Here is a 21,072-nt window from a genome sequence, read left to right as displayed (position 1 = left end):
GGTTAAGCGGACAGCCAGGCGAATTCGTGAAAGCGATAGCCCATCATCATGCCGGAGGGCCAGGCTTCAACGCCCTTCACCTTTTTGCTGTAGCCGTCGGTGGAGCTGATAAACGTCGGGATAATGGTGCCGCAGTGGTCGTAGATCAGCTTCTGCATATCGCCGTACATCTGCTTGCGCTTCGCCTGCTCCCGCTCGCCGCGCGCCGCCACCACCAGCTGGTCGAACTGCGCGTTCTTCCAGCCCGACTCGTTGTTGGGCGCGCCGGAGAGGTAGAACTGCGAGAAGAGCATATCGAGCGTCGGACGCGGGTTGATAGAGCCGTAGCCCACCGGATCTTTGGTCCAGTGCGTCGACCAGTAGCCGTCATAGGGCACGCGGCGCACCTTGATGTTGATGCCGGCGTTGCGCGCCACCTGCTGGATCAGCTGGCCGCCCTCAACCGCGCCTTCGATGTTCGGCGTGGTGACGATCTCCACCGTCGCGCCCTTCATGCCCGCCTTTTCGATGTGGAATTTTGCCTTCTCTACGTCAAGCGGACGCGGCTTCAGCTCGGCGTTGTAGAGCGGATGCCACGGCGGCACCGGCGTATCGTTGCTGACGTCGCCGTAGCCCTGCAGCACGGTTTTCACCAGCATCTCGCGCGGCTGCAGATATTTCAGCGCCAGCACGAAATCTTCGTTGCTGCCGGGCTTGATATCGGTGCGCACGATCAGGTTGGTGTACATGCCCGATTTGCTCTCCAGCACGCCGAAATCGCTGGTGGCCTTGATGCGCTTGCAGTCGTTGGCGCTCAGGGTCGAGACGATATGCAGATCGCCCGACATCAGGGCGTTGACGCGCGCCGCCTGGTCAGTAACGCCCAGCAGCTCCACCTCGTCGAGATGCGGCAGGCCCGGCTTAAAGTAGTTGGGGTTTTTCGTGCCTACCGAGCGCACGCCTGGGGTAAATTCCTTGCAGACGTAAGGCCCGGTGCCGATGCCTTTGGTGAAGTCTTTAGTGCCGTCCTGTACGATCAAAAACGGCGGCGCGGCGAGGATATAGGGCAGATCGAAGTTCGCCTGGCTCAGCACCAGCTGCACTTCGTTGTCGTTAACGGCGCTGATGGTCTTAAACTGCTCGGCAATTTTAAAGGCGTTCGAGGCGACGGCCGCATCTTTGTGTCGGCTAAGCGAGTAGACCACATCTTTCGCGGTAAGCGGCTTGCCGTCGTGGAAGGTCACGCCGCTGCGCAGCTTGATCTGCCAGGTGACGCCGTCGCTGGAGTCGAGCGACGCCGCCAGCGCCGGCAGCGCTTTGAGATCTTTATCCAGTTCGGTCAGCCCGTTGTAGAACATACACTGGCGGGTATAGTCGCCGCTGTTGTTGGCTTTGGCGGGATCAAGGGTATCGGTGGCGGAGGCGTTGGACATGGCGGCGCGGATTTTGCCGCCTTTCACCGGCGTTTCGGCGGCGAAACCCAGCTGCGGAAAACCGATAATGCCGCTGCTCATCACCGCGCCGGCGGAGAGCATTTTCATCAGGCCGCGGCGCGACAGCGTGCCTTCGGTCAGCATGCGCGTCAGCGCGTTATTATCATTTTGACTCATCTGCGTACCCTCAATAAGCGTTTAAGTTCACCTGGAATGCAAGCATCAAGAGAAACGATCTTTGGCTTTGTAATAGAGTCCGGCCAGCGGCAAAAACCACGGCTTGCCGTGATAACCGGGCAGCGCGGGCCAGGCGTCGCGCTGCCAGGGGTTGCGGTTGCTTTTTTCAGCGATCAGATCCGCCATCACCGCGCCCATCCATACCGACATCTGGGTGCCGTGTCCGCTGTAGCCCATGGAGTAGAAGACGCCGTCATGTTCGCCCGCATGCGGCAGCCGATCGGCGGACATATCCACCATGCCGCCCCAGCAGTAGTCGATGCTCGCCTGCGCCAGCGGCGGAAAGAGGCTGGCCAGCGTCGCCTGCAGAATTTCGCCGCTGCGCGAATCGGAGGTAGGGTTGCTGACCGCAAAGCGCGCGCGGCCGCCGAACACCAGCCGACGGTCAGCGGTGGTACGGAAGTAGTTGCCGAGGTTGAGCGAGGTGACGTAGGTGCGATCCTGCGGCAACACCTGGCGGATCAGCGCGTCGCCCAGCGGCGCCGTGACCACGATAAAGCTGCCCACCGGCACGATGCGGCGCTGGAACCAGCGAAAAGGTCCGACGTTGGAGCAGCCGGTCGCCATCAGCACTTTATCGGCGAGGATCTCGCCTCTGGCGGTCTGCACCCGGTGACGGTAGCCGTCAAGGCGGGTTAAGCCGGTCACCGCGTGGTGCGGGAAAATCTTCGCGCCGCTGCGCGCCGCCGCTTCCGCCAGCCCGATGCCAAACTTGCCCATATGCATCTGGCCGCCGCGCTTTTGCAGCAGGCCGCCGTGAAAGGCGTCGCTGCCGACTTCGCGGCGGATAGCCGTCTGGTCGAGCAGCTCAATCTCCGGGTCCACAGTGCGGCGCATCAGCTCCCAGGCCTCGCGCAGCCCGGCGAAATGGGACGCCTTGCTGGCAAGCTTGAGCTTGCCGCACAGGCGAAAATCGCAGTCGATCTGCTCGTCGCGCACCAGCTGTTCGACGTAGCTCACCGCGTCGTCGTAGGCGCGGTAGAAGCGCGTAGCTTTCTCGATGCCCTGGCTCGCCACCAGCGAGGCGAAGTTCTGCGCCACGCCGGTATTGCAGTGGCCGCCGTTGCGCGCCGAGGCCTGGCTCATCACCTCGCCGCCCTCCAGCAGCACCACGTCGAGGCCGCTGCGCGCCAGGTTCAGCGCCGCCGAGACGCCGGTAAAGCCGCCGCCGATCACCACCACGTCGGCGCGCGACGGCAGCGAACCTTCCGCCGCGCCGTGAAACGGCGGCGCGGTGGCCTGCCAGAACGATTCGAGTTTCATAGCGCGATCCTCAGAGTCCGACCAGGGCGGGCAGTCCGCCGATGTCAGGGATTTCGGTATAGCCGTAGTAAGGATTAGCCGGTTCATGGCCGCGATTAACCCAGGCTTTATGGGTGATGCCAAGATCGTGCGCCGTCATCAGGTCGTAGCGGAAGCTGGAGGAGACGTGCAGGATCTCCTCGGGCCGACAGTCGAGCTGCTGCAGCATATATTCGAAGCCTTTCATCTGCGGTTTGTAAGCCCCCACCTCTTCGGCGGTAATCGCCAGATGGATCGGCGCGCCCAGCCGCGGAATATGGTGCGGCAGCAGATCCTTCATTGAGTTGCTGAGCAGCACCAGTGGGAACTCGGTCGCCAGTTTCGCCAGCCCGGCCGGCACGTCGGGGTGCGGGCCCCAGGTGGCGCAGTCGGTGTAGATAAAGTCGCTGTCCGCCTTGTCCCACGCGACGCCCCACTTTTTGCAGGTGCGCTGTATCGCGTTGCTCACCACATCGTAGTAAGGCTTCCAGGCGCCCAGCACTTCATCCATGCGGTAGCGAGAGAAATCGGTGGTGAAGGCCTGCATCTCCTCTGCCGCCACGCGCTCGCTAAAACAGCGCGCCGCGGCGCCTGCCATGTCGAAGTTAATCAGCGTGCCGTAACAGTCAAAGGTGATGAATTTCGGTTTAAACAGTGCCATGACGCGACCTCGTCTTGATCAGGGAAGGTTAAAAATCGATGAGTACGCTTTTCTGGCGCTGACAGGCCTGAAACGCCTGCCGCCCCAAATCTTTGCCGATGCCGGAGCCGAGAAAGCCGCCGGTGGGAATGATGAAATCGCCGGAGCGGCCGTAGCGGTTGACCCACACGGTGCCCGCCTCGATGGCGCGTATCGCCCGCATGGCGCGCGGCAGGCTCAGGGTATGCACGCCCGCGCACAGGCCGTAAATCTCGTGCGCCGCCAGCCGCAGCCCCTCTTCTTCGTCGTCGAAGGTCTGCACCGTCAGCACCGGGCCGAAGATCTCCTGCTGCACCGCCGGGTTATCCTGCGCCACGCCGCACAGCAGCGTGGGCTGCCAGAACCAGCCGTCGCTGGTGTCGGCGAAACGCTCGCCGCCGACCAGCACTTCCGCGCCCTGCGCTTTCGCGGCGGCGATCACCGACGCGACTTTTTGTCCCTGGCGTTCGTCGATCAGCGGCGCGTAGCGGCTGTCGCCGTGCCAGGTCGCGCCGGGCTGCACGCTGCGGCACAGCGCGGCGAGCCGGTCGAGCAACGGCGCGGCGATGGCGCGCTGCACGATAAGACGGGTGCCCGCGACGCACGCCTGGCCGCCGTTAGCGGTAAAGCCGCGCAGGATGCGCTGCGCCAGCACCTCGATGTCGCCCGCGTCGTCAAACACCAGCTGCGGGCTTTTGCCGCCCAGCTCCAGCGTTACTGGCTTCATGCCGTGCTGCGCCACGTCGCTCATAATGCGCGCGCCGGTCAGAGTCGAGCCGGTAAAAGAGACTTTGCGCACCAGCGGATGGGTCACTAGCGCGTGGCCGGTCACCGCGCCGCTGCCCTGTACGATGTTGAGCACGCCCGCCGGCAAACCGGCCTGCACCGCCAGCTCCGCCATGCGCACCGTTGAGAACGGCGTCAGTTCAGAGGGTTTGAGCACCACCGCATTGCCCGCCGCCAGCGCCGGACCGCACTTCCACGACGCCATCGACAGCGGGAAATTCCACGGCGTAATGGCGCCGACCACGCCGTACGGCTCCGCTATCAGCATGCCGAGGCTGCTGTCGCGGGTCGGGAAGAGATCGCCACTGTACTTGTCGGCGCACTCGGCGTAGAAGCGGATCGCTTCGGCGGTAAACGGAATTTCATGCTGCGCTACGTCGCCGATGGGACGCGTGGAGCCGAGCGCCTCCAGCTGCGCCAGCAGGCTGTCCTGCTCGATAAGATCGGCCCAGCGGCGCAGCACCCGGCCGCGTTCGCGCGGCGCGCAACCCGACCAGCCGCTGGTTTTCAGCGCCTGATGTGCCGCCTGCACCGCGCGATCGACGTCGGCTGCGTCAGCCTCATGCAGCGTGGCGTAGACTTTGCCGTCCGACGGGCGTTTTACCGCGAACGCCGCGCCCTGGGTCTGAATGTGATGGCCGTCAATATAGTGGCCGACAGGAAGCGAAACTTTTTCAGGGTCGAAACTTAACATGGATAAATCCTTATTTGTTACACCCGTCAACCATTATGGAATTAGCGCGCTGGCAGGGCTTATATTCAGCGTGAATAAGCTCATGACAAAAGGTAATGCAGAAAGTATGCCAGCCAGCTAAAAAATAAAAATGCGTTTAAAACTGCGCAAAAAAATTTTCTGCCGTATTGAAAGCGGAAATTTTGCGTAATTGCCGAACCAATAAACAGATGATTTAGCTCACAAATTTCATGCATTGCCGTGGTGCATCGCGCATGAAACTTGCACTAAAATGGCCAGCGACGATAAAAACACGACATAGCGCACAAAATAAAAAAAGCGTTTGTCGCGGGTGCGACAAACGCCTGCATCAGAAAATTATGTAAAAAGCGAATTAATTCAGGCTGCCAATATGAAACGCTTTCTGCTCCAGATATTCTTCAATGCCATAGCGCGACCCTTCCCGACCTATTCCCGATAATTTTACGCCGCCGAACGGTGCGACCTCTAATGAGATGGCGCCGGTATTAAAGCCGACCATGCCAAATTCCAGCGATTCGGCGACGCGCCATGCGCGGCGAATATTTTCCGTGAAGAAATAGGCGCCCAGCCCATAGGGCGTATCGTTGGCCATCGCGATCGCCTCCTCTTCCTCGTCGAAGATAAACAGCGGCGCCACCGGCCCGAACGTCTCTTCATGGGCGATACGCATCTGGGTCGTGACCCTGCCGAGCACCGTCGGCTGCACGTATGTGCCGTTGCCGTGGCTGGTGCCGCCGGTCAGCAGCTCCGCGCCCTGGCCCAGCGCATCCTCGATGTGGTCGTTAACTTTTTCTACCGCGCGGTCGTTGATCAACGGGCCGATAGTGCTGCCGGGCGCAAAGCCGTCGCCCACCTTGAGCGTAGCGACAGCCTCGAGCAGCTTCGCCGCGAAGCGGGGATAGATGCCGCGCTGCACCAGAATACGGTTGGCGCAGACGCAGGTCTGTCCGGCGTTGCGGAATTTGCTGACCATCACCCCCGCCACCGCGATATCGATATCGGCGTCGTCGAAGACGATAAACGGCGCGTTGCCGCCCAGCTCCAGGCTCAGACGTTTCACGCTATCGGCGCTCTGCTGCATCAGCAGCTGGCCGATGCGCGTTGAGCCGGTAAAGGAGATCTTGCGCACCAGACGGCTGCCGGTCAGCGCCGCGCCAATCTCCGTCGGCAGGCCGGTCACCACCTGCAGCACGCCGGCCGGAAAGCCCGCGCGCTCCGCCAGCACCGCCAGCGCCAGCGCCGACAGCGGCGTCAGCTCCGACGGCTTCACGATAATCGGACAGCCTGCCGCCAGCGCAGGAGCGACTTTGCGGGTGATCATGGCGATGGGAAAGTTCCACGGCGTGATGGCCGCCGCCACGCCGACCGACTGCTTCAGCACCAGTATGCGGCGATCCTCGCTCGGCGCCGGAATAGTATCGCCGTAGATACGGCGCGCCTCTTCGGCGAACCATTTGACAAAGCTGGCACCGTACAGCACTTCGCCCTTCGCTTCAGCCAGCGGCTTGCCCTGCTCGGCGGTCATGATGGTGGCCAGATCCTCGGCGTTGTCGAGGATCAGCTGATGCCACTTCTCCAGCAGCGCGGCGCGGCTGGCGTTGGGGGTTTTGCCCCAGGCGATGCGCGCCGCATCGGCGCAGGCGATAGCGGCTTCGGTCTCTGCACGGCCCAGCGCCGGAATGGTCGCCAGGGTTTCACGGGTGGCGGGATCGATCACCGGCAGGGTTTCGCCGTTGTCTGCATCCTGCCAGCGACCGCCGAACAGCGCCTGCTGGCGCAGCAGATCGGAATCCTTTAGTTGAAGACGCGACATCTCACTCCCCTGTTTAATCGGTTTTCTTCCACTCTATCGCGTCGCCTCAGCGCAGGATGTTTTTCTCGCCGGGCAGAAACCTTAAATGGCGAGTTTTGCGCGCGGAAAGAAAATTTTATGCCGCGCGGCTGCTATGCTCAGTTTTTAAACAAGGAGATAACCATGAGCGATCATATGTGGCGAGCGGTCGATGACTACTTCACTCAGACGCTGGTCAAACCGGATGCGGCGCTCTCGTCGGCGCTGGCGCGCAACGCGGCCGCCGGTCTGCCGCCGATTGACGTAGCGGCCAACCAGGGCAAGCTGCTCTACCTGCTGGCGCGCATGATGAACGCCTCGCGCATTCTGGAGATCGGCACGCTGGGCGGCTACAGCACGCTGTGGCTGGCGCGCGCGCTGCCGGAGAACGGCAACATCGTTACGCTGGAGTTTTCGCCGCAGCATGCACAGGTGGCGCGCGAGAATTTCGCCGAGGCGGGCGTGACGGATAAAGTCGAACTGCTGGTGGGGCCAGCGCTGGAGAGTTTGCCAACGCTGCAGGGACCGTTTGATATGATCTTTATCGATGCCGATAAGCGCAATAATCCACACTACCTGCGCTGGGCGCTAAAGCTGGCGCGCGTCGGCAGCGTGATTATCGGCGATAACGTGGTGCGCAGCGGGCGGATTGTCGACTCGCAGTCCACGGATGAAAACGTGCAGGGGCTACGGCAGTATCTGCGCGACATCGGCGAGAATCCGCATCTGACGGCCACCGCGCTGCAAACCGTCGGCAGCAAAGGCTGGGATGGCCTGCAGCTGGCCATCGTCGAGTCGCTGCCGGATTAGATCTGAAAGTCAATCGCCGGCTCCTCTTCGCTTTGATAGGAGAGCGCCTGCCGTTTAATCTCTTCGAGCGACAGGTTGGCGTTGCATAACTCCATAAACTGCCAGACGTAGTTGCGCTGCAGCTGACCGCGCTTCAGGCCAAGCCAGACGGTATTGGCGTCAAACAGGTGATGCGCATCGATGCGCACCAGCGCCTCTTCCGGCTGAATTTCGCACGCCTGATCGGCAAGGATGCCGACGCCTAGCCCCAGCTCGACATAGGTTTTCACCACGTCTGAATCCTGGGCGCTCAGCACGATATCCGGCTTCAGGCCCGCGCTCTGGAAGGCGCGATCGACGCGCGAGCGTCCGGTGATGCCCTGGCGATAGGTAATCAGCGGGTAGCGGCTCAGGGTGCTGAGCGACACCGGCTGCTGCTGCACCAGTTCGTGATCGCTCGGCACCAGCAGCGCATGATGCCAGCTAAACCAGGGGAACGCCGCGAGGCTGGGGTTGTTCACCAGCAGTTCGCTGGCGATGCCGACGTCCGCTTCGCCTGCCAGCAGCATGGCGACGATCTCCTGCGGCGATCCCTGGTTAAGCTCGAGCCGCACGTTAGGGTAGAGCTGGCGAAACGCCTTGATAACGCGCGGCAGGCTGTAGCGCGCCTGGGTGTGCGTGGTGGCGATCGTCAGGATGCCGCTGGTTTCGTTGGTAAAAACGTCCGCCAGCCGGCGCACTTTTCCCGCCTCGTCAAGGATGCGTTCGGCGATGGTCAGCAGCGCTTTGCCCGGTTCCGTCATGCCCAGCAGGCGCTTGCCGCGGCGAATAAAAATCTCCACGCCCAGTTCATCTTCCAGATCGCGGATATGTCGGCTGACGCCCGACTGCGAGGTAAATAGCGTGTTTGCCACTTCCGTCAGATTGAACTCGCAGCGCGCCGCCTCACGGATGATTTTAAGTTGCTGGAAATTCACGGTATTTACCTCCCTTTACGAAATTGTTACCTCCGATGGTAAGAAGGTTTATTGATATCAACAAATAATAAAAACTTTGTGCTTATGCGCATGGGGAATATACGGCTGCGGGCATGCGCACTGTCGGGAAGCCTCTTTTACGCTTTAGCGCTAGCGAGGTCACAAAATGAGCGCGCGACGGCCAGAGCGGCTTGAAGGCAATACGCTTCAACGCATACCCTGATAACCATATAAACAGTAGGGATAAATTATGCAGGCTGCCGATGTTTTAAAGATGAAGTTTCAAAGCGACAGACTTCTGGCGCTTTATGCGCAACAGGGCGTGACCTCCACCTGGAAGGCAATGAAGGGAATAGGCTCTGATATTTACTCTGGCGTGGAGCGGGCTAGCTGGTATGCGTCGTGCCTGATTCCGGCATATCACGATGTATGCAAGCAATTGTATTCCGAAGACAAGAGAATGCTCTGTTCCATTCGCTCTCTTTACCGATATCGAGACGTAATTGGCCATATGCTTTATCTATATTTTCAAAAGGTTATTGAGGATATAGATAATGGCAACGAGCATGATATGGCGCGCTCTGTTAATTCAACTATTGCAGGAAGCATTGCCAGAATGCCGGCAGGAAAAGCAACCCGTTTAAGCCTGGCTGTTGCGCTGTCTGAGATGCTCTCCATGTCTGAAGTTGTATCGCGTTCAGTTGTTGAAAGGCTGGCTGCACGCGTGCCTAACGTTGTTTGGTTATTCCAGGTATTTGGAACAGATCAGAAATGTGCTCTTGCAGCCCGCAGGCTGAAATATATGGATGAAAAATACTATGTAATACTTTATAACGCTGAATTAGAAATGCTTTATTACTTTATTGAACCTGTTTTATCTGAAGTCATAAAAAACGTGCAGATGGAACGTTATCGTAACTTTGATGAAATGTACAAAGCCATCAAGAGCAAATATCATGTTTAAAACTTTTTTGTCGCTCATTTTTAATGAAGGACTCATTCTGGTCAGCCTAATTGGGTTTGGTTTATTTTACCTGGAGTTTTTCCCAACATACTGGCTGCTTTTAACGATAATTTCAATCATTGTGCTTATCATTCTGTTGCCGAAGTTTACAGCCAGATTTGATAAATACGATAAATAATCACTTTAAAAGGGAATTTTATGTCTAATCCAGCTTACCTATGGTTAACAGATGAAAATGGCTCGCCGATAATGGGGCCGTCGCTTGTGTCAGGCCGTGAAGGGGCGATCGAGCTAAAATCATTTACCCACAACGTCAATATTCCTGTAGATGGCAACACCGGCAGATTAACGGGAACGCGCGTTCATATGCCTATTATGTTTCAGAAAGAATTTGATCGCGTGACGCCGCTGCTATTTCGGGCGTTAAGCACGGGTAAAACGCTTCATTCCGCGACGATAAAAATGTACCAGATTAATGAAGCGGGTATAGAGCAGGAATATTTCAATATTATCCTTGAAGGCGTAAAGCTGACCTCTATTACGCCAGACCTCTACCCCGGTGCGCAGACGGGCACGCACCTTGAAACGGTTCTGTTACGCTATGAGAAAATTACCTGGAAGCATTGCGACGGGAATATTCTGTTCACCGACTCGTGGAATGAGCGAGCAACCTATTAAGGCGGTTGGCTGCCATATCAATGGGTCAGTCACTGTTCGATAATCTGCCTGAAGGCGCAAAAGCGGTCCCGCAGGACCGCCTGACAGTCTTAACTTACCAGCAGCAGCGCCCGCTCTTCCGCCATCGGCTTATTCAGCAGCGACAGCAAAATATCTTTTACCGCCTGCGCGGACGGCGAGAGCGGCAGGCGCGCCGATACGTTCAGCGACAGCGGCAGATTAAGCGCCGGACTGTTGATGCGCGCCATCCAGGCCTGGGTTGAACCGACCAGCGCGCGTGCGGCGGACTCCGGCAGCACCGTAACGCCCATACCGCTGGCGACGGCGGCGGTCAGCATCGACAGCGATTCGATTTCGCCGATAATACGCGCGCTGAGACGACGCAGCGAAAAGGCTTCGTCTACCCGCTTGCGCACCGCGCTGTAGTCGCGCGGCAAAAACAGGCTCATCTGCGCTACCTCGGCTAAATCTACCGAGCCGCCGGGGCAGTCGGTAGCGCCGACCAGATAAAGCTCCTCTTTCATCAGCGGCAAACTGGTGATACCCGCCGTCGGCGCGCGATCGTAAAGCACCGCCATATCAAGCTGGCCGTTCATCACCTTCTCATTAAGCGTGCTGCCGCTGTTTTCATGCAGATAAACCAGAATCTCCGGATGCTGCTCGCGCACCGTTTGCAGCAGCGGCATGGTCAGCGAAGAGGCCGCCGTGCCCGGCGCCATGCCGATGGAGACCTGACCGCTCAGCACCTGTCCGGCATTGATTACCGCCGTCTGCGCCTGTTCGCACTGCCGCAAAATCGTACGCGCATGTGCATAGAGGATTTTACCGGCTTCGGTCGGCGTCACGCCGCGCTTGGTGCGAATCAGCAGCTGCTGATCCAGCTCGTTCTCCAGCGTGGCGACCTGTTGACTGAGCGCAGGTTGCGCGATGTGCAGCACTTCAGCCGCCTGCGTCAAACTGCCAATATCGACGATTTTCACAAAGTATTTCAGTCGTCTTAAGTTCATCTTGCCTCCGTCACATTCCCCGAATGCCAATAACATCTGTTCTTGTGGCCTGCTGGCCTGGTAAGAGACAAATTGCAATTAGCAGGCCACTTTTTCTCAAGTCGCTGTCAGGCTGCTGCAGAAAAATCCTAACAACCCGAAAAATAAGCCTTTCTGATTACCCATTAAGAGTTAATAAGCAGCGGGAATGGCGCGTTAGCGAAAGAGGTCACCGCGACTGCACTCTGCTGGTGCAGACCCTGCGAGCCAGACGTGCATAAAAGTGATGACCCGCAGCGGAACAGACGCGATAACGCGACGGGAAGCGAAAAAAAGCGCGGTATCCAGCACGAAAACTTATTCAGAAAGAGAAAAAAGCCTGCCCGGCTTTTCAGGCGCGGGCAGGCCAGCAGTTGGAAAAAATCAGCGTTTTTTGCGGTTGCGATGCATATCGATAGCGACCGCGGCCACGATAATCATGCCTTTGATGATGTCCTGAACGTAGGCGTCGACGCCGACGAAGGTAAATCCGCTTTTGATCAGCCCCAGAATCACCGCGCCAATCAGGGTGCCGGTAATGCGCCCAACGCCGCCCATCAGGCTGCTGCCGCCAATCACCGCCGCGGCGATGGCGTCCAGCTCATAGGACATCCCCATGCTCGACTGGCCGCTGCTGACGCGCGCCGCCAGCACCACGCCCGCCAGGCCAGAGAGCGCCCCGGCGATGGTATAGACGATCACCAGATATTTATTCACGTTGATGCCGGAGACTTTGGCCGACGTCATGTTGCCGCCGATGGCATAAACGTATTTGCCGTAGCGGGTATGCTTCAGGGCGATATGAAACACCAGCGCCACCACCAGGAAGATAATCACCGGCATCGCGCCCTGCCCGATAGAGGTAAAGCCGTCGGAGAGAAAGCTGATCGGGTTGCCCTGCGTGTAGTACTGCGCCAGACCGCGCGCCGACACCATCATGCCCAGGGTGGCGATGAAAGGCGGAATCCCGGTGCGGGTAATGAGTACGCCGTTGACCAGGCCGCAGAGCAGACCCACGCCAATTCCCGCGCCGATGGGCACCACGGCGGGCATATTCACCAGCGCGGGAAACATCGGCGACAGGCTGTCGGAGGTTTGCGCTAGGCTGGCCGCGACCACGGCGGTCAGGGCGATCACCGAACCCGACGAGAGGTCGATGCCGGTGGTGATGATCACCTGCGTTACCCCGACCGCGATCACGCCGATAATCGCCACCTGCAACAGGATCAGGATCAGTCGGTTGGTGTTCATCAGAAACGACTGGTCGCGCACATACCAGCCGGCAATTTCGAAGATCAGCGCAATACCGACCATCACGATAAAGATGCCGGTATCTTTAGGCAATTTATGCCGCAGATTGCCGAAAAACGACGAATGTTCAGCCGTTGGAGTAGCCGTTGCTTTGATATTGCTCATAGGTGTCTCGCGCCTCACTCGGATGCCAGCGACAAAATGGTTTCCTGATCGGCCTCTTCTTTATCGAGGATGCCGGTAATCCGCCCCTGATGCATCACCATCACGCGGTCGCTCATGCCGAGAATTTCCGGCAGTTCCGACGACACCATGATGATGGCCACGCCGCGGTTGGCCAGCTCAGAGATCAAACGGTAGATTTCCGCTTTCGCGCCGACGTCGATACCGCGCGTCGGCTCGTCGAGGATAAGAATTTTGGGCTGCGCCAGCAGCCAGCGGGCAATCAGCACCTTCTGCTGGTTGCCGCCGCTCAGGTTGTTGATGATCTGATCCATGGTCGGCGTTTTAATATTCAGCCGCCGGATCTGCTCCATACAGTCCTGCGCCATCTTGACGTGGCTGACGAAGCCGCTCTTGCCGCTGTACTCGGGCATGTTGACGATGCTCATGTTCTCCATCACCGACAGCACAAGAAACAGCCCCGATTTTTTGCGATCCTCGGTTAAAAACGCCATGCCCTTTTCAATCGCCGTCGAAGGCGAATCGATCGTGACCGGCACGCCGTCGATCAGCACCTCGCCGCTGTCGACGCTCTCCATGCCGAACAAACTTTCCATCACTTCGCTGCGCCCGGCGCCGACCAGGCCGGCGACGCCGAGAATTTCGCCGCGCCGCAGGCTGAAGCTAACGTCATGGAAGCGATCTTTACTGGTAAGGCCGCGTACCGTCAGCACCTCTTCGCCGATGGCGTTGTTGAATTTGGGAAAGAGCTGGGTCAGCTCGCGCCCGACCATCTGGGTGATCAGCGACTGACGGGTAAACTGCGCGGTGTGGTTGCTGCCGACCCAGCTGCCGTCGCGGAAAATGCTGATCTCATCGGTAATGGCGAAGATCTCGTCCATTTTGTGGCTGATATAGATGATGGCTTTGCCCTGCGCGCGCAGGTCGCGAATGATAGTGAAGAGATGCGCCACTTCGCTTTCGGTCAGCGCGGAAGTCGGCTCATCCATAATCACGATGTCGGCGTTCCACGAGACCGCTTTGGCGATCTCCACCATCTGCTGCGCGGCGATACTTAACTCGCCCACCAGCCGGTCCGCCTTGAGGCGAATATTGAGCTGGTTGAGTAGTGTCTGCGTCTGCTGGTTGAGCTTGCCGTGATCGACAAAGCCGTACTTCATCGGCTCCCGTCCCAGCCAGATGTTCTCGGCAACGGTCATGTAGGGCACCAGATTAAGCTCCTGGTGGATCATGGAAATGCCGGAACGCAAGGCGTCCATGGTGTCCTGAAACTGCACCGGCTCCCCTTTAATGCGGATGGTGCCCCGATCGGGACGGTACATCCCGATCAGGCACTTCATTAAAGTGGATTTGCCCGCGCCATTTTCGCCCATCAAGGCATGAACCGATCCCGGACGCACGCGCAGCGAAACGTTATCGAGTGCCTTCACACCGGGAAAGAACTTGCTGATGCCTTCGGCTTCAAGCGCAAAAGCGGTCATACATCACCTCCGTACGGCTGAGTCGGGATCGGTTATTTCTGATTACGGTTCACGAACTGCTGCATATTGTCTTTGGTGATCAGCTGATAAGGGATATCGATGATCTTCTGCACTTTTTCGCCCTTCGCCAGCTTAACGGCCGCCTGCACCGCGCCTTCGCCCTGCCCGCGCGCGTCCTGGAACACCGTGGCGACCATCTTGCCGTTTTTCAGCATCTGCAGCGCGTCAGGGGTGCCGTCCACGCCGGCGATCAGGATATGGTTGGGGTTTTTGCCCAGCGCCTGCAGCGCGCCGATCGCCATTTCATCATTGTTGGAGGCGATGGCCTGGATATCGTCACCTGCGGTCAGCCAGTTACTCACCACGTCGACCGCGTCGTTACGCATAAATTTGGCGGTCTGCTTCTGAACCACTTTGATGCCGGGATATTTAGCCACCACCGCTTCGACGCCTTTGGTGCGGTCGCGCGTCGATTCGTTAGCGAGGTCGCCCATCAGAATCGCGACGTTGCCTTTGCCGTTCAGCGCTTTAGCCAGCGCCTCCATCTGCAGGCGGCCCGCCAGTTCGGAGTCCGATCCCACATAGGCCATTTTGTCGGTCAGCTCCGCCTGGGGACGGCGGTTAACGAAGATCAGCGGAATGCCGGCTTTGGTGGCCTGATCCATAATGGGTTTGACGGCGTTGGTATCTACCGGGTTGACGATAATGGCGTCGACGCCCTGGCCGATAAAGTTTTGCACCTGCTGCAGCTGCTGCGAGACATCCCCTTTGGCGTCTTCCAGCTGCCCCTTAACGCCCTCTTTCTGCATCTCTTTTTGCATCGCGGTACGCAGAATAGTGAGGAAGTTGTCGTCGAACAGCGCCATCGATACGCCGACGGAGAGATCTTTCGCCATCGCGGCGGCAGGTAACATGCAGGCTAACAGTGTGACAGCGAGTGTTTTTTTGATGTTCATGGGTAACCCTTATTGTCGTTAACTTGCCGACGCCGCTGATACCGCGAATGAAAAATATCTTTTACATTCACTCAACGTTGCTGGCGGTTTCAGGTCTGTTTACAGAGGTGAGTGCTGGGCATCGCGCTTTTTTGTGACCAACCCCTCCTTTTTACAATCACTTGTTTCTACACAGAATAGTTTTAAAATCCCGTTCCACTTTTACGACATGATACCGCTGATGATAATAAGCAGTTTATTTGTTCCATTAATTTTGTTTTTGAAATTTTTATCATAAAAGCACTGAAACAGTTGTTTTAACATCGGCAAATAACAAAACTTTGACACGCATCTAACATCTGCCGGGAAATGCGTTTAAAGTGAGATCCTGTCGGCAGTTTGAAATCTCGCCGAATCTGTTGAAAAAGCGGCAAACCGCTGCTTTTGCGAGCGTTCAGTCAGGAAAAGTGAAATCGTGCTTTGACAAGCCGGAACGGCGTCGCTAATATTCGCCCCGTTCCAACAATTCCTCTGTAGTTCAGTCGGTAGAACGGCGGACTGTTAATCCGTATGTCACTGGTTCGAGTCCAGTCAGAGGAGCCAAATTTAAAAAGCCCGCTCAGGGAAACCTGAGCGGGCTTTTGGTTTTTGGCGAGGGTATTGGGAGTTACACTTCAAACCCATCGTGCGAGCTATCCGGCAGTTTGATATCAATCCAGGGCGTAAAGCAGGCACGCAGCGCGGATGAAAACGCTGCGGCGCGATTAAAGCTGCGGCAGCGGCGCCAGCTCCAGGCTCGATCGGAAATCATCTCCCACATAATCACCGTCCAGCAGATCGCGTCTGCGCAGTTCCGGCAGCAGCCCGTTCAGCAGTAAATCTTCTTGATCGGGCTGCCCCAGACCGTGCAGCGAAATCACATCCAGCACGCCCGCGCGATAACGCTGCTCGATGGCGTCGGCCAGCGCCTCCGGCGTACCGGCGGTAAACCAGTGTCCGGTCTCTTCCGCCTTAATAATCAGCTCGCGCAGCGTCAGACCTTCCAGCGCAAAGCTGCGGAAGATCGCGGCGCGCCCCTGACGGCGGTGCACCTGCGCCAGCGCCGGGATCAGCGCGGCGGGCAGCGGCTGGTCGAGCGGCAGATCGCGCAGATCGATCTCGCCGCCGAGCATATCGGCCACGCGTAGCCTGCCCTGATCATAATTAATCCGCTCGTGCTTCTCGCGCAGGCGGCGCGCCACGTCGGCATCGCTTTCGCCGATGATGGCGTGGAAGGAGTTCATGATCAGCGGCGGGTTCTGTTCGCGACCAACGCGCCGCGCGCGCTGCTGCACGTCGGCAACAAACGCCTGTGCCGCCTCGAAGGTCGGCTGCGAGGTGTAAATCACCTCGGCAAAGCGCGCGCCCAGCGAGACGCCCGCCTCTGACTGCCCGGCCTGAAACTGCACCGGACGGCGCTGCGGCGGCGGCGGTACGTTGAGCGGCCCGGCGACCTGAAAATAGTCGCCGCGATAGTGAATCGCCTGCAGCTTCGCCGGATCGATCTTTATCCCACCGCTGGCGGTGCGCTGCACCGCATCAGGCTGGTTGGCGTCGAACAGCGCATTAATGACCTCAATAAATTCGCTGGCGCGCGCATAGCGCGCTTCCGGCGGCGGCAGCGCGCCTTCGCCGAAGTTCTCTTCGCCCACGGACGAGGTCACCGCGTTCCAGCCTGCGCGTCCGCCGCTGAGGTGGTCGAGCGTGCCGATCTGACGCGCCAGGTGATAAGGATGCAGCCAGCTGGTGCTGACGGTGGCGATCAGCCCAATATGGGACGTCGCCTGGCTCAGCGCCGCCAGCGCGATCAGCGGATCCTGACTGCCGGTCGTCCCTGCCAGCCCGGCAGGATCGGCCTGGAGCAGGTCAGCGGTGAACAGGCCGGTTATTTTCTCGCGTTCGGCTATCTTCGCCAGCGAGATGGCGCGCCTGATGCCGGTATCTGGCGCGCTGTCGTTGCTCGCCGCGATCACGCTGGCCGCGCCGACCAGCGTTTTGAGTTTTCTGCGATAGGGTTGCGTCACGATCCTCTCCTCTGTTGCGCCGTGAAATCGGATTTGATGCGCTGAAGCGCGTCGGCATCGGTCAGCAGACGCAGCCCGGTGCGCGCCAGCACTCGTGCGCCGACGATCAGCGCCTGATAGCCCTGTTCGGAATTAGCCGCCTCGCGGAACGGCACGGTGTGAAAAATCAGATCGTCCGGGCCGATTTTCAGCCAGGGGTGCGCCGTCGGCACCGCGTGGCTGATGTCGCCCGCGTCGGTAGAGACTTTGCTGGTCTGCGGCGAGCGATCGACCTGCTCGCCCGCCGCCGTCAGCTCCTCCAGCAGGAGCGCATCCAGCGCCGGATTAAGCCGGAAGTCGCGCGGGCCGACCTGGTGGTCAATCTCGACTCGTGCGCCGGTCGCCAGCGCCACGCCCTCCGCGATGGCGCGCAGGCGCGGCTCGAGCGCTTCCACCTGTTCGCGGCTGTCGGCGCGAATGTAGTAGTGCGCCGCGGCATACTCAGGAATGACGTTCGGCGCCTGGCCGCCGTTGGTAATAATGCCGTGCACGCGCACGCCGTCCGGCAGCTGCTGACGCAGCACGCTGATGCCGTTGTAGAGCAGCACCAGCGCGTCGAGCGCGTTAATGCCTTTGTGCGGCGCGCCGGCGGCGTGCGATGGCCTGCCGTAGAAGTGAAAATAGAGGTGATTATTCGCCAGCGTCGCTTCGGTAAGGCGCGTTTTACCCGCCGGATGTACCATCAGCGCCGCATCGACGCCGTCGAGCAGCCCCGCCTCGACAAAGCGTTTTTTGACGTTGCCCCTGGGGCCGCCCGGTCCTGCGAGACCGCCCTCTTCCGCAGGGGTGCCCAGCACCACCACGCGACCGCCGGTTTGCGGCAGCGTCTCGCCCAGCGCAATCGCCGCCGCGACGCTGGTCACGCCGATCAGGTTATGACCGCAGGCGTGGCCGATGTCGATCAGCGCGTCATACTCGGCGAGAAAGGCCACCGTCGCGCCGGGTTTATCGCTATCTTTCACGGCGTAGAAGGCGGTCTCGTGCCCGGCCACGTTGCGCGTCACCGTAAAACCCTGCGCCTCCAGCAGCTGCGTGAGCTGCTGGCTGGCGAAGTACTCATTGTTGCCGGTTTCTGGCTGGCTGAAGATCGCTTTCGACACCTCGACGTAGCGCGCGCCATACTGTTCAAGACTGTTTTCCAGCCGCTGTCGGAGCCTGTCCAGGGTCATTTTTCCTCCTCGGTGAAGGGCGTCAGATGGCGCTTCGCCTCCTGGCGCACGCGCTGTAATACATGGTGTTTGATGTCGCCGTAGTGCGGCTCGCTCGCCAGGGTCTCGATATCGCGCTGGCGGCCGAACGGCAGCCTGATTTCTTCAACGATGCGGCCCGGCCGCGCCGACATCACCAGAATGCGGTCGGCGAGAAACAGGGCCTCCTCGACGTCGTGGGTGACAAACAGCAGCGTGGTCTGGGTAGCGAGCCATGACTCGCGCAGCAGCTCCTGCATCATCATGCGGGTCTGCGCGTCAAGCGCGCCAAACGGCTCGTCCAGCAGCAGCACCTCAGGGCCAGGCAGCCAGGCGCGCGCCAGCGCCACGCGCTGCTTCATCCCGCCGGAAAGCTGCCAGGGCGCATGATCCTCAAAGCCCGCCAGCCCGACGCGCTTCAGCCATTCGCGCGCGCGCGCCTCGACCTTTGCCCGGTTGTGCTTGCGCAGGCGCGGGCCAAAAGTGACGTTCTCCAGCACGCTAAGCCAGGGAAAGAGGTTCGGCTGCTGAAAGATCATGCCGCGTGACGGATGCGGCTGCCGCACCGGCTCGCCGCCGCACAGCACGCGGCCCTGCTGCGGCCGGATAAAGCCCGCCAGCAGGTTGAGAATGGTGGACTTGCCGCAGCCGGAGGGGCCGAGCAGCACCACAAACTCCCCTTTTGTCAGGCTGAGATCGATATCTTCCAGCACCGTCAGCGCGCCGAAGCGCAGCGTGACCTGCTGCAGTGAAATAGGGTCGCTCATGCGTCTCTCCCGGCCCAGGGCACCAGCCAGCGCTGCAGGCCCAGCAGTATCAGGTCGAGCAGATAGCCGATGCCGCCGAGCAGTAATATGCCAAGCATCACGATATCGGTGCGCAAATAGGCGCTGGCATTCATCACCATCCAGCCGAGGCCGGAGTTGGCAGCCACCATTTCGGCGGCGATCAGCGAGGTCCAGCCAATGCCCACCGACAGGCGGATGGTAGTGAAAAGATCGGGCAGCGTATCCGGCAGCACCACGCGCAGAAAGATCTGGCGCGGGGATGCGCCCAGCGTCTGCGCCACGCGTATGCGCGCGCGCGCCAGCCGCTCTACCGCCGCCTGGGCGCCGACCACCACGCTGAGAAAGGTGGCGATAAAGATCAGAAAGAATTTGGAGGCCTCGCCAATGCCGAGCCACACCACCGCCAGCGGGATCAGGGCGATTTTCGGCAGTGGACGCAGGAACTGCACAAAAGGATTGAGCGCCGCCGCCAGCGGCTCCGACATCCCCATCAGCAGCCCCAGCGGCACGCCGATAACAATCGCGCAGGCGAACGCGCCGAGCGAACGCGCCAGGCTGACGGCGATGTTCTGCCACAGCGGCACCTGACGATAGCCGTCGCTGACCAGCTCCTGCGCCGTCAGGCCAATATCGGTCAGCGACGGCAGCAGCAGCGGATCGACCCACTGTCGCTCAGCCGCCGTTTGCCACAGCAGAAAAAACAGAGTCACCGAGATGACGCTGATGCTGATTTTGGTCCGCAGCTTCATGGCGCGGCGTGTGCAGCTTGCTGCAGGAAGCGCGGATTAATAGCCGCATTCCAGTGCGCCGGAATATCCCGCTTGCGCACTTCACCGGTTTCAGCGAGGAAGCTGGCGGTCTTGCTCAGCGCCTGGCCAATGCCGCTGGCGTCCGCATTTTTACCGTCGCCCAGCCAGGCCGCCGTCGCCTGGTCCTGAATCGACGGATACTCCAGCCCGGAAAGGGTATTGGTGGCGGTGGTCACCGGCGCGCCAACTTCTTTCGCTACCGTCGCCGCGGCTTGCTCAGGGTGTTGACGGAATTCATCCACCTTTTGCTGATGCACGCGCAGGAAGGCGCTGACGATTTGCGGATACTGCTCGGCGAAGGCTTTGCGCACCGCATAGTTGTTGTAGATCAGGTAGCCATCTTTCTGCAGATCTTTGGTGGCGAACACCTGATGGCCGCCCGCCGCTTCCAGCTGTTGGGCGAACGGCGCCCAGACGTAGCCCGCGTCAATATCGCCGCGCTTCCACGCGGCGACCATCTCTGCCGGACGCAGCGGCAGCAGCGTGATTTTGCTGCGGTCCAGGTGGTGTACTTTAATCGCCGCGTCCAGCGCATACTGCGAGGTGGAGTTAGGCGGATAGCCGACGCGCTTGCCTTCCAGATCGCGCAGATCCCTGATGCCCTCTTTGCCGATTAGCCGCTCGTAGCTGGCGATCACGCCGGAAACGCCGACGATCTCAATCGGCAGCTTGCGCACCAGACCCGCCGTTGCCGGGCTGGAGCCGAAGTTGGCGATATCGATAGCGTTGCTGGCGAAGTAGTTCAGCGCATCCGCGCCCGAAGCGAACTGCACCCAGTTCACTTTGGTGCCGAACGCTTTATCCAGCGAGCCGTCCGCCTTCGCCAGCATGATCACCTGCGAGCCACCGCTGTAGGCGATACGCACTTCATCCGGCGTGGCGCCGTAGCTGAAACCGCTGACCAGGCTAGCGGCGAGAAAAAATCCCAACTGCTTTTTCATAGCATTATCCTTGTGGAAGTC

The 21,072-nt window shown here is 59.7% G+C and carries 18 protein-coding genes and 1 tRNA gene; 4 read left to right on the top strand and 15 right to left on the bottom strand.

Translation table 11 applies throughout. The features are described 5' to 3' along the window. Positions 1-2: 2 nt before the first annotated feature. From B3229_RS20745 to B3229_RS20725, 5 genes are all read right to left on the bottom strand, one after another. Positions 3-1,589, bottom strand: coding sequence for an ABC transporter substrate-binding protein (locus B3229_RS20745; RefSeq protein WP_286874049.1), 1,587 nt, complete (start codon positions 1,587-1,589; stop codon positions 3-5). Between the two features lie 45 nt (positions 1,590-1,634). Beyond that, positions 1,635-2,912 (bottom strand): NAD(P)/FAD-dependent oxidoreductase, encoded by a 1,278-nt coding sequence (locus B3229_RS20740; protein ID WP_286874047.1) that lies wholly within the window; start codon positions 2,910-2,912, stop codon positions 1,635-1,637. 10 nt (positions 2,913-2,922) lie between these two features. Further along, positions 2,923-3,591 carry a haloacid dehalogenase type II gene (locus B3229_RS20735; RefSeq protein ID WP_286874045.1) on the bottom strand — a complete coding sequence of 223 codons (669 nt, stop codon included), beginning with the start codon at positions 3,589-3,591 and terminating at the stop codon, positions 2,923-2,925. 28 nt (positions 3,592-3,619) lie between these two features. Continuing rightward, complete coding sequence (locus B3229_RS20730) at positions 3,620-5,089, bottom strand: aldehyde dehydrogenase family protein (RefSeq protein WP_286874043.1); 1,470 nt, start codon at positions 5,087-5,089, stop codon at positions 3,620-3,622. A 373-nt stretch (positions 5,090-5,462) separates the two neighbouring features. Continuing rightward, positions 5,463-6,923: an NAD-dependent succinate-semialdehyde dehydrogenase gene (locus B3229_RS20725; RefSeq protein ID WP_286874040.1), complete on the bottom strand. Its 1,461-nt coding sequence runs from the start codon at positions 6,921-6,923 to the stop codon at positions 5,463-5,465. A 162-nt stretch (positions 6,924-7,085) separates the two neighbouring features. Between B3229_RS20725 and B3229_RS20720 the strand changes: the two genes are divergently transcribed. Beyond that, on the top strand, positions 7,086-7,751 hold the full coding sequence (locus tag B3229_RS20720; RefSeq protein WP_286874037.1) for an O-methyltransferase: 666 nt from the start codon (positions 7,086-7,088) through the stop codon (positions 7,749-7,751). Here B3229_RS20720 and cbl read toward each other — a convergent pair. Then, positions 7,748-8,707 (bottom strand): HTH-type transcriptional regulator Cbl, encoded by a 960-nt coding sequence (gene cbl, locus B3229_RS20715; protein ID WP_033749969.1) that lies wholly within the window; start codon positions 8,705-8,707, stop codon positions 7,748-7,750. The two genes, B3229_RS20720 and cbl, sit on opposite strands and share 4 nt — an antisense overlap. 250 nt (positions 8,708-8,957) lie before the next feature. Here cbl and B3229_RS20710 point away from each other — a divergent pair, with 250 nt between their 5' ends. Both B3229_RS20710 and B3229_RS20705 read left to right on the top strand, forming a co-directional pair. Next, positions 8,958-9,671 carry a hypothetical protein gene (locus tag B3229_RS20710; protein WP_048781819.1) on the top strand — a complete coding sequence of 238 codons (714 nt, stop codon included), beginning with the start codon at positions 8,958-8,960 and terminating at the stop codon, positions 9,669-9,671. A 198-nt stretch (positions 9,672-9,869) separates the two neighbouring features. Next, the gene (locus B3229_RS20705) at positions 9,870-10,349 is read left to right on the top strand and encodes an Hcp family type VI secretion system effector (RefSeq protein ID WP_286874031.1); all 480 of its coding nucleotides are present in this window, start codon (positions 9,870-9,872) and stop codon (positions 10,347-10,349) included. Positions 10,350-10,438: 89 nt separating this feature from the next. Here the strand turns inward: B3229_RS20705 and nac are convergent, their stop codons facing one another. From nac to B3229_RS20685, 4 genes are all read right to left on the bottom strand, one after another. Further along, entirely contained in the window at positions 10,439-11,356 is a 918-nt protein-coding gene (gene nac / locus B3229_RS20700; RefSeq protein ID WP_033749973.1) for a nitrogen assimilation transcriptional regulator NAC, read from the bottom strand. Positions 11,357-11,758: 402 nt separating this feature from the next. Further along, positions 11,759-12,781 (bottom strand): ABC transporter permease, encoded by a 1,023-nt coding sequence (locus B3229_RS20695; protein ID WP_193390071.1) that lies wholly within the window; start codon positions 12,779-12,781, stop codon positions 11,759-11,761. 23 nt (positions 12,782-12,804) lie between these two features. Continuing rightward, positions 12,805-14,289: a sugar ABC transporter ATP-binding protein gene (locus tag B3229_RS20690; RefSeq protein WP_048781811.1), complete on the bottom strand. Its 1,485-nt coding sequence runs from the start codon at positions 14,287-14,289 to the stop codon at positions 12,805-12,807. A 32-nt stretch (positions 14,290-14,321) separates the two neighbouring features. Continuing rightward, positions 14,322-15,245, bottom strand: coding sequence for a sugar ABC transporter substrate-binding protein (locus tag B3229_RS20685; RefSeq protein WP_286874027.1), 924 nt, complete (start codon positions 15,243-15,245; stop codon positions 14,322-14,324). Positions 15,246-15,751: 506 nt separating this feature from the next. Between B3229_RS20685 and B3229_RS20680 the strand changes: the two genes are divergently transcribed. Then, positions 15,752-15,827, top strand: a tRNA-Asn gene (locus tag B3229_RS20680). Positions 15,828-15,988: 161 nt separating this feature from the next. On the opposite strand, the gene B3229_RS20675 is transcribed toward B3229_RS20680, so the two are convergent. The 5 genes from B3229_RS20675 to B3229_RS20655 are packed head-to-tail and all read right to left on the bottom strand — an operon-like array spanning position 15,989 to position 21,051. Continuing rightward, on the bottom strand, positions 15,989-17,287 hold the full coding sequence (locus B3229_RS20675) for an NtaA/DmoA family FMN-dependent monooxygenase (protein ID WP_048784776.1): 1,299 nt from the start codon (positions 17,285-17,287) through the stop codon (positions 15,989-15,991). Further along, the gene (locus B3229_RS20670; RefSeq protein WP_286874023.1) at positions 17,284-18,495 is read right to left on the bottom strand and encodes a M20 family metallopeptidase; all 1,212 of its coding nucleotides are present in this window, start codon (positions 18,493-18,495) and stop codon (positions 17,284-17,286) included. Before B3229_RS20670 ends, B3229_RS20675 begins: the two co-directional genes overlap by 4 nt. Then, positions 18,492-19,280 carry an ABC transporter ATP-binding protein gene (locus B3229_RS20665; RefSeq protein WP_286874020.1) on the bottom strand — a complete coding sequence of 263 codons (789 nt, stop codon included), beginning with the start codon at positions 19,278-19,280 and terminating at the stop codon, positions 18,492-18,494. The genes B3229_RS20670 and B3229_RS20665 overlap by 4 nt, the downstream gene beginning before the upstream one ends. After that, on the bottom strand, positions 19,277-20,050 hold the full coding sequence (locus B3229_RS20660; RefSeq protein ID WP_286874017.1) for an ABC transporter permease: 774 nt from the start codon (positions 20,048-20,050) through the stop codon (positions 19,277-19,279). The genes B3229_RS20665 and B3229_RS20660 overlap by 4 nt, the downstream gene beginning before the upstream one ends. Further along, positions 20,047-21,051, bottom strand: coding sequence for an ABC transporter substrate-binding protein (locus tag B3229_RS20655; RefSeq protein WP_286874015.1), 1,005 nt, complete (start codon positions 21,049-21,051; stop codon positions 20,047-20,049). The genes B3229_RS20660 and B3229_RS20655 overlap by 4 nt, the downstream gene beginning before the upstream one ends. Between the last annotated feature and the right edge of the window lie 21 nt (positions 21,052-21,072).

Origin of the sequence: Pantoea sp. UBA5035 (genome assembly GCF_002415245.1) — a bacterium.
GTDB lineage: Bacteria > Pseudomonadota > Gammaproteobacteria > Enterobacterales > Enterobacteriaceae > Pantoea > Pantoea septica.
This window is presented reverse-complemented; position numbering and strand designations above follow the sequence as displayed.

Bases quoted from the DNA above. Each gene is read 5' to 3' on its own strand.
- B3229_RS20745 (WP_286874049.1), bottom strand. From the start codon at position 1,589: ATGAGTCAAAATGATAATAACGCGCTGACGCGCATGCTGACCGAAGGC.
- B3229_RS20740 (WP_286874047.1), bottom strand. From the start codon at position 2,912: ATGAAACTCGAATCGTTCTGGCAGGCCACCGCGCCGCCGTTTCACGGC.
- B3229_RS20735 (WP_286874045.1), bottom strand. From the start codon at position 3,591: ATGGCACTGTTTAAACCGAAATTCATCACCTTTGACTGTTACGGCACG.
- B3229_RS20730 (WP_286874043.1), bottom strand. From the start codon at position 5,089: ATGTTAAGTTTCGACCCTGAAAAAGTTTCGCTTCCTGTCGGCCACTAT.
- B3229_RS20725 (WP_286874040.1), bottom strand. From the start codon at position 6,923: ATGTCGCGTCTTCAACTAAAGGATTCCGATCTGCTGCGCCAGCAGGCG.
- B3229_RS20720 (WP_286874037.1), top strand. From the start codon at position 7,086: ATGAGCGATCATATGTGGCGAGCGGTCGATGACTACTTCACTCAGACG.
- B3229_RS20710 (WP_048781819.1), top strand. From the start codon at position 8,958: ATGCAGGCTGCCGATGTTTTAAAGATGAAGTTTCAAAGCGACAGACTT.
- B3229_RS20705 (WP_286874031.1), top strand. From the start codon at position 9,870: ATGTCTAATCCAGCTTACCTATGGTTAACAGATGAAAATGGCTCGCCG.
- nac (WP_033749973.1), bottom strand. From the start codon at position 11,356: ATGAACTTAAGACGACTGAAATACTTTGTGAAAATCGTCGATATTGGC.
- B3229_RS20690 (WP_048781811.1), bottom strand. From the start codon at position 14,289: ATGACCGCTTTTGCGCTTGAAGCCGAAGGCATCAGCAAGTTCTTTCCC.
- B3229_RS20685 (WP_286874027.1), bottom strand. From the start codon at position 15,245: ATGAACATCAAAAAAACACTCGCTGTCACACTGTTAGCCTGCATGTTA.
- B3229_RS20670 (WP_286874023.1), bottom strand. From the start codon at position 18,495: ATGACCCTGGACAGGCTCCGACAGCGGCTGGAAAACAGTCTTGAACAG.
- B3229_RS20665 (WP_286874020.1), bottom strand. From the start codon at position 19,280: ATGAGCGACCCTATTTCACTGCAGCAGGTCACGCTGCGCTTCGGCGCG.
- B3229_RS20660 (WP_286874017.1), bottom strand. From the start codon at position 20,050: ATGAAGCTGCGGACCAAAATCAGCATCAGCGTCATCTCGGTGACTCTG.
- B3229_RS20655 (WP_286874015.1), bottom strand. From the start codon at position 21,051: ATGAAAAAGCAGTTGGGATTTTTTCTCGCCGCTAGCCTGGTCAGCGGT.